The organism is Streptomyces sp. ATLC9 (assembly GCF_057196705.1).
On the sequence record NZ_JBXUOY010000259.1, the window covers coordinates 1 to 7,233 of the forward strand.

The following is a 7,233-nucleotide window of genomic DNA, read 5'->3' on the forward strand; positions in this document are numbered from 1 at the left end:
GGCCCCGCCCGCCCCCGCCGCCGCGCCGGGCGCCGGGCCGGGACGCGGTGCCCGCGTGGCGAGCGGCGGGCTACTTGTTGACGACCGTCAGCGGGAGGAGCTTCTTGCCCGTCGGGCCGATCTGGATGGAGGTGTCCATCGCCGGGCACACGCCGCAGTCGAAGCAGGGGGTCCAGCGGCAGTCCTCGACCTCGGTCTCGTCGAGGGCGTCCTGCCAGTCCTCCCACAGCCAGTCCTTGTCGAGGCCGGAGTCGAGGTGGTCCCAGGGCAGGACCTCCTCGTAGGTGCGCTCGCGCGTGGTGTACCAGTGGACGTCCACGCCGTGGGGGGCCAGAGCGCGCTCGGCGCACTCCATCCACAGGTCGTAGGAGAAGTGCTCGCGCCAGCCGTCGAAGCGGCCGCCGGCCTCGTAGACGGCGCGGATGACGTCGCCGACGCGCCGGTCGCCGCGCGAGAGCAGGCCCTCGACGATGCCGGGCTTGCCGTCGTGGTAGCGGAAGCCGATGGAGCGGCCGTAGCGCTTGTCGGCGCGGATCCTCTCGCGCAGCTTCTCCAGGCGGGCGTCGGTCTCCTCGGCCGACAGCTGCGGCGCCCACTGGAAGGGGGTGTGGGGCTTGGGCACGAAACCGCCGATGGAGACGGTGCAGCGGATGTCGTTGGACCCGGAGACCTCGCGGCCCTTGGAGATGACCTTGGCGGCCATGTCGGCGATCTGGAGGACGTCGTCGTCGGTCTCGGTGGGCAGGCCGCACATGAAGTACAGCTTCACCTGGCGCCAGCCGTTGCCGTAGGCGGTGGCGACGGTGCGGATCAGGTCGTCCTCGGAGACCATCTTGTTGATGACCTTGCGGATGCGCTCGCTGCCGCCCTCGGGTGCGAAGGTCAGGCCCGAGCGGCGGCCGTTGCGGGTCAGCTCGTTGGCCAGGTCGATGTTGAAGGCGTCGACCCGGGTGGAGGGCAGCGACAGGCCGATCTTGTCCTCCTCGTAGCGGTCGGCCAGGCCCTTGGCCACGTCGCCGATCTCGCTGTGGTCGGCCGAGGACAGCGACAGCAGGCCGACCTCCTCGAAGCCGGTGTTCTTCAGGCCCTTGTCCACCATCTCGCCGATGCCGGTGATGGAGCGCTCGCGCACCGGGCGGGTGATCATGCCGGCCTGGCAGAAGCGGCAGCCGCGGGTGCAGCCGCGGAAGATCTCCACGCTCATCCGCTCGTGGACGGTCTCGGCCAGCGGCACCAGGGGCTGCTTGGGGTAGGGCCACTCGTCGAGGTCCATCACGGTGTGCTTGGACACCCGCCACGGCACGCCGGAACGGCCCGGCACGACGCGGGCGATACGGCCGTCGGGCAGGTACTCCACGTCGTAGAAGCCGGGGACGTAGACGCCGCCGGTCCTCGCCAGGCGCAGCAGCAGCTCCTCGCGGCCGCCGGGGCGGCCCTCGGCCTTCCATGCCCGGGTGATCTCGGTGATCTCCAGCACGGCCTGCTCGCCGTCGCCGATCACCGCGCAGTCGATGTAGTCGGCGATCGGCTCGGGGTTGAAGGCGGCGTGGCCGCCGGCGACGACCACGGGGTGGTCCGCGGTGCGGTCCTCCGCCCGAAGCGGGATGCCGGCCAGGTCCAGGGCGGTGAGCAGGTTGGTGTAGCCCAGCTCGGTGGAGAAGGAGACGCCGAACAGGTCGAAGGCCCCGACCGGGCGGTGGGCGTCCACCGTGAACTGCGGGACCCGGTGCTCGCGCATGAGCTTCTCCAGGTCCGGCCAGACGCTGTAGGTGCGCTCGGCGAGCACGCCCTCGCGCTCGTTGAGGACCTCGTAGAGGATCATGACGCCCTGGTTGGGCAGGCCGACCTCGTAGGCGTCGGGGTACATCAGGGCCCAGCGGACATCGCAGGCGTCCCAGTCCTTGACGGTGGAGTTCAGCTCTCCGCCGACGTACTGGATCGGCTTCTGGACGTGCGGGAGGAGGGCCTCCAGGCGCGGGAAGACCGACTCGACAGGCATGGGTGGTGTCCTCGGATGCTGGGGGTTCGCTGGTTCTGTGCTGACGGTCCGCGCGTTCGGCGGACGGGGGTGACCATCCAGCGTAACGCCTGCCGGGGCGGGCCCCGCGCCCGCGTACCGGCGGGGGCCGGTACGCGGGCGGGTCCGGGCTCAGGCGGAGACCGGGCGCTGCACCCGGATCGACTGGAGCAGCCCGATGGCGATCCAGACCGCGAACATCGAGGTGCCGCCGTAGCTGACGAAGGGCAGCGGCAGACCGGCGACCGGCATGATGCCCATGGTCATCCCGATGTTCTCGAAGGACTGGAAGGCGAACCAGGCGATGATCCCGGCGGCGACGATCGTGCCGTACAGCTCGGTCGTCTCCAGTGCGATGCGGCAGGCGCGCCACAGCACCACGCCCACCAGGAGGATGATCAGCCCCGCGCCGAGGAAGCCCAGCTCCTCGCCCGCGACGGTGAAGACGAAGTCGGTCTGCTGCTCGGGGACGAACCGCCCGGTGGTCTGGCTGCCCTCGAACAACCCCTTGCCGTAGAGGCCGCCCGAGCCGATGGCGATCCTGGCCTGGTTGGTGTTGTAACCGGCGCCGGAGGGGTCGAGCGCGGGATTGGCGAAGGCCGCGAAGCGGTTGATCTGGTACTCGTCGAGCACGCCGAGCTGCCAGACCAGGACGGCGCCGACGCCGCCCGTGGCCAGCAGGCCGATGATCCAGCGGTTGGAGGCGCCGGAGGCCAGCAGCACCCCCAGCACGATCACGACCAGCACCATCACCGATCCCATGTCGGGCATCAGCATGACGATCCCGATCGGCACGGCGGCCAGCGCGAGGGCCTGCACCACCGTGCGGTGGTCGGGGTGGAGCCGGTCGCCGGCGTCCACCTGGGCGGCGAGCAGCATCGCCATGCCCAGGATGATGGTGATCTTGGCGAACTCGGCGGGCTGGAGCGACAGGCCGGCGCCCAGGTCCAGCCAGGCGCGCTGGCCGTTGATCGTCGCGCCGAGCGGGGTGAGCACGAGCAGGGTGAGCAGCACCGACAGGGCGTACAGCACCGGGACCGCGCCGCGCAGCCTGCGGTGGCCGAGCCAGACGGTGCCCGCGGACAGCGCCACGCCGATGGCGAGGCTGATCAGATGGCGCCACAGGAAGTGCTGCGGGTCGCCCTCGTTCAGCTCGGTGCGGTTGCGGGTGGCGGACCACACCAGCAGCGAGCCCAGGACGGACAGCGCCACGCAGGCCAGCAGCAGCGTCCAGTCCAGGCGGCGCAGGACGGAGTCGCGGGCCGTCAGTCTGCTCCAGGCGGAGCGCTCCTGCCAGGGCCGCCCGTTGTAGGAGTGGGTGCTCACGGCTTGAAGCCCTTCTGGCGCAGGGCCTCGATGGTGCCGTCCGGGTTGATCTCGGGAAGCTTCTTCTGCGGCTTGGGCAGCAGGGCCTTCTTCCCGTCGATCTTCCCGTCCTCGCCGACGCCGTACAGGGCGTCGTAGATCGCGCGCACCGCGGGGCCGGAGGCCCCGGAGCCGGTACCGCCCTGGGAGATCGTCATCACGATCGCGTACTCGTCGGTGTAGGTCGCGAACCACGAGGTGGTCTGCTTGCCGTGGACCTCGGCCGTACCGGTCTTGGCGTGCATGGGGATCTCCTTGTGCGGCCAGCCGGCGTCGGCGAAGCGCCAGGCGGCGGTGCCGCGGGTGGCCACGCCCTCCAGCGCCTCGTCGGTCAGGCGCAGGGTCCTGGCGTCCATCGGCAGCCTGCCGCGCTTCTTCGGCTCGATCTCCTCGACGGTCCTGCCGTCGGGGCTGATGACGGCCTTGCCGACGGTGGGCTCGTACATGGTGCCGCCGTTGCTCAGGGCCGCGTAGATGGCCGTCATCTGAATGGGCGTCACCAGTGTGTCGCCCTGTCCGATGGAGTAGTTGACGCTGTCGCCGGCGCGCAGTCTGTTGCCCTCCAGGCAGTTCTCGTACGCGATCTTCTCGACGTAGTCCCCGTCCTTCTTGCCGTACTCGCACCAGGCGTCCTTGTTGGCCTCCCAGTACTCCCGCTTCCACTTCCGGTCGGGCACGCGGCCGGTGACCTCGTTGGGCAGGTCGATGCCGGTGCGCTTGCCGAGGCCGAACTCGTGGGCCATCTTGTAGAACCAGTCGTCGGGGTTCTTCCTGGGCTTGTGGCCGCCGTCCTTCTTCCACTCCTCGTGCGCCAGGGCGTAGTAGACGGTGTCGCAGGAGACCTCCAGCGCACGGCCGAGGTCGATCATGCCGTGGTTCTGGGATTCGAAGTTCTTGAAGACCTGGCCGCCGATGCTGTAGGAGGACGGGCAGTTGTAGCGCCCGTTGAACGGGTAGCCCGCCTTGACGGCCGCGGCGGTCGGGATCACCTTGAAGATCGAGCCGGGTGCGGCCAGACCCTGGATGGCCCGGTTGAGCAGCGGGTAGTTGGACTTCTTGCCGGTGAGCCCGGCGTAGTCCTTGGCGGAGATGCCGCCGACCCAGGCGTTGGGGTCGTAGTCCGGCGCGGAGGCCATCGCCACGATGCGGCCCGTCTCCGCCTCCATCACCACGACCGCGCCCGCGTCCGCCTCGTAGTTGCGGTTGGTGTTGTGGTCGTGCTGCTTGCGCGCCTCCTTCATCGCCTTGGCCAACTCCTTCTCGGCGATGGCCTGGACGCGCGCGTCGATGCTGGTGACGAGGGAGGATCCGGGCTCGCCCTTGTCGTTCTCGGCCTCCCCGATGACGCGGCCGAGGTTGTCCACCTTGTAGCGCGTCACACCCGCGTCGCCGCGCAGCGCCGCGTCGTACTGGCGCTCCAGGCCGGAGCGGCCGATCTGGTCGGAGCTGAGCAGCGGGGAGCCGGTGTCCTTGGTCTGTGCGATCTCCTCGTCGGTGACGGGCGAGAGGTAGCCGAGGACCTGCGAGGTCCGCGCGCCGTACGGGGCCGGGTAGCGGCGGACGGCGACGGGTTCGGCGGTGATGCCGGGGAAGTCCTCCTGGCGCTCGCGGATCTGGAGGGCCTGCTGCGTGGTGGCCTCGTCGGTCACCGGGATCGGCTGGTAGGGGGAGCCGTTCCAGCAGGGCTGCGGGGTCTCGGCGTCGCACAGGCGGATCTTCTCGGAGACCTCCTTGTACGTCATGTCCAGGACACCGGCCAGCCGGGTGAGGACGGCCTCGCCGCCGTCGTCCATCTTCATCAGCTCGGTGCGGCTGGCGGAGACCACCAGCCGGGTCTCGTTGTCGGCCAGCGGCACACCGCGCGCGTCGAGGATGGCGCCGCGCACGGCGGGCTGGACGACCTGCTGCACATGGTTGCCCGCGGCCTTCTCGGCGTACTCCTCGCCGTTGCGGACCTGCAGGTACCACAGTCGCCCGCCGAGGGTGAGCATCAGGGAGAAGACCAGGATCTGGATGGCGATCAGCCGGATGGTGACCCGGGGGGTGCGCCCGGTCTCGGGAATGTTGCTCACTGCGTCTCCGTCGCAATCACAGTCGCCGCCGTCACAGTCGCCGCCGCCGTCACAGCCGCTTGACGCCCTTGATCCGCCCCGTTCCACTCCTGGGGGCCCGGGCCGCCAGACCGCCGCGCCGGGCGGCGCCCGCACGGCCGCGGAGTCCGCCGAGCCCTGCGGAGCCGAGCAGTCCGCCGTAGGTGCGGGCGCCGTCGCCGGCGCTGCCGGCCGTCTCGGCGAGCGGATCGTGCGCGGTGCGGCGGGCCAGCGCCATGACCACCGGGACGGTGAAGGGCGCGAGCAGCAGGTCGTAGAGGGTGGCCGTGGTCAGCAGCAGGCCCAGGCCGACATGGCGGGCCGCGGTGTCGCCGACCAGCGCGCCGACGCCGGCGTAGAGCAGGGTGGAGGAGAGCGCGGCGCCGGCCACGACGAGCATCGGGACGGTGGCCGAGCGGTGCTGGCCGTTCTCCGGCTTGGTCAGGCCGGCGGCGTAGCCGATGACGCACAGCACCAGGGCGTAGCGGCCCATGGCGTGGTCGGCGGGCGGCGCGAGGTCGGCCAGCAGCCCGGCCGCGAAACCGGCCAGGGCTCCGCCGGTGTGGCCGTACACCAGCGCCAGGCCGAGGACGGTCAGCAGCAGCAGGTCGGGGACGGCGCCGGGCAGCTGGAGGCGGGCCAGCACGCTGACCTGGACCACCAGGGCGGCGACGACGAGCGCGGTCGAGAGCAGGATCCGGTTGGGGTGCATGTTGTCGGTCAGCTCCTGGAGGGGCCGGGGGTGGCGTCCGCGGAGGTGCCGGCGTCGGCGTCGGCGGAGGGGGTGGCGGTCACGGTGACCGTCGGGGCGGGCCGGTCCTTCGGCCTGGGCGGGAGGACCGCGTCGCGGGGGTCGGTGCGCGGTGGTCTGACGACGACGCCGACGATGTCGAGCTTGGTGAAGCCGACGTACGGCCGTACCCGCACCGTCCGGGTGAGGCCGCCGCTGTGCGGATCGACCCGGATGACCTCGCCCACCGGCACACCGGGCACGAACGGCCGGTCGTTGCTGGAGCCGAAGGTGACCAGGCGGTCGCCCTTCTTCACCTCGGCCTTGCTGTTGAGGAGCTGGACGGTCAGCGCGCTGTCGCCGCGGCCGGCCGCGAAACCGAGCTCGCCGGTGCCCTCCATCCGGGTGCCGACGGTGAAGTCGGGGTCGTTGGCCAGGAGGACGGTGGAGGTTCCCGGGCCGACGGTGGTGACCCGGCCGACGAGTCCGTCGCCGTTCATCACGGTCATGTCACGCCTGATGCCGTCGTCGCGGCCGACGTCGATGGTGACGGTCCAGGAGAAGCCCTGGGCGGCGCCGATCCCGACCACCTGGGCGGCCTTGATGCCGTACTGCCCGGCGCCCGCGGTCCTCAGCAGGTCGTCGAACTGCCCGACCCGGTGGTTGTCGCGGTCGGCGGCGGCGAGCCTCTGCTTCAGTTCGGCGTTCTCCTGCTCCAGTACGCTGATCCGGTCGTGGCGTTCGCCGGAGTCCCGTACGGCCGCGATGGCGTTGCCGACGGGGTCGACGGCGGTGGCGACGCCGCTCTCCACCGGGCCGAGGACGGACGCGGCCACCTGCCGCGCTCCGTCCAGCGGCGATCGCTCACCGCCGCGGATGTCCACCGTGATCAGTGCGAACGCGATGGCGACCAGCAGAACGAGCAGCAGCCGGCTCTCTCGTGTATCCCTCACGTGCGACGGCCGTGCCTTCCCTTGTCGGACTTGTCTGACCGTGATATCACTCCGGTTTCCCGGGCCGCTCGCCTCCGC

At 71.0% G+C, this 7,233-nt stretch carries 5 protein-coding genes; all 5 read right to left on the bottom strand.

The features are described from left to right. Positions 1-70 precede the first annotated feature (70 nt). Complete coding sequence (locus AC2CJA_RS21715; RefSeq protein ID WP_484604355.1) at positions 71-1,999, bottom strand: TIGR03960 family B12-binding radical SAM protein; 1,929 nt, start codon at positions 1,997-1,999, stop codon at positions 71-73. Between the two features lie 150 nt (positions 2,000-2,149). After that, on the bottom strand, positions 2,150-3,343 hold the full coding sequence (gene rodA, locus AC2CJA_RS21720; protein ID WP_484604356.1) for a rod shape-determining protein RodA: 1,194 nt from the start codon (positions 3,341-3,343) through the stop codon (positions 2,150-2,152). After that, entirely contained in the window at positions 3,340-5,454 is a 2,115-nt protein-coding gene (gene mrdA / locus AC2CJA_RS21725) for a penicillin-binding protein 2 (protein WP_484604357.1), read from the bottom strand. Before mrdA ends, rodA begins: the two co-directional genes overlap by 4 nt. A gap of 49 nt (positions 5,455-5,503) precedes the next feature. Beyond that, positions 5,504-6,184 (bottom strand): rod shape-determining protein MreD, encoded by a 681-nt coding sequence (gene mreD / locus AC2CJA_RS21730; protein ID WP_484604358.1) that lies wholly within the window; start codon positions 6,182-6,184, stop codon positions 5,504-5,506. An 8-nt stretch (positions 6,185-6,192) separates the two neighbouring features. Then, positions 6,193-7,155 carry a rod shape-determining protein MreC gene (mreC, locus tag AC2CJA_RS21735; protein WP_484604359.1) on the bottom strand — a complete coding sequence of 321 codons (963 nt, stop codon included), beginning with the start codon at positions 7,153-7,155 and terminating at the stop codon, positions 6,193-6,195. Positions 7,156-7,233 lie beyond the last annotated feature (78 nt).

What these genes read in the sequence shown, in the direction of transcription:
- AC2CJA_RS21715 (WP_484604355.1), bottom strand. Translation starts at nt 1,999, where the DNA reads ATGCCTGTCGAGTCGGTCTTCCCGCGCCTGGAGGCCCTCCTCCCGCAC.
- mreD (WP_484604358.1), bottom strand. Translation starts at nt 6,184, where the DNA reads ATGCACCCCAACCGGATCCTGCTCTCGACCGCGCTCGTCGTCGCCGCC.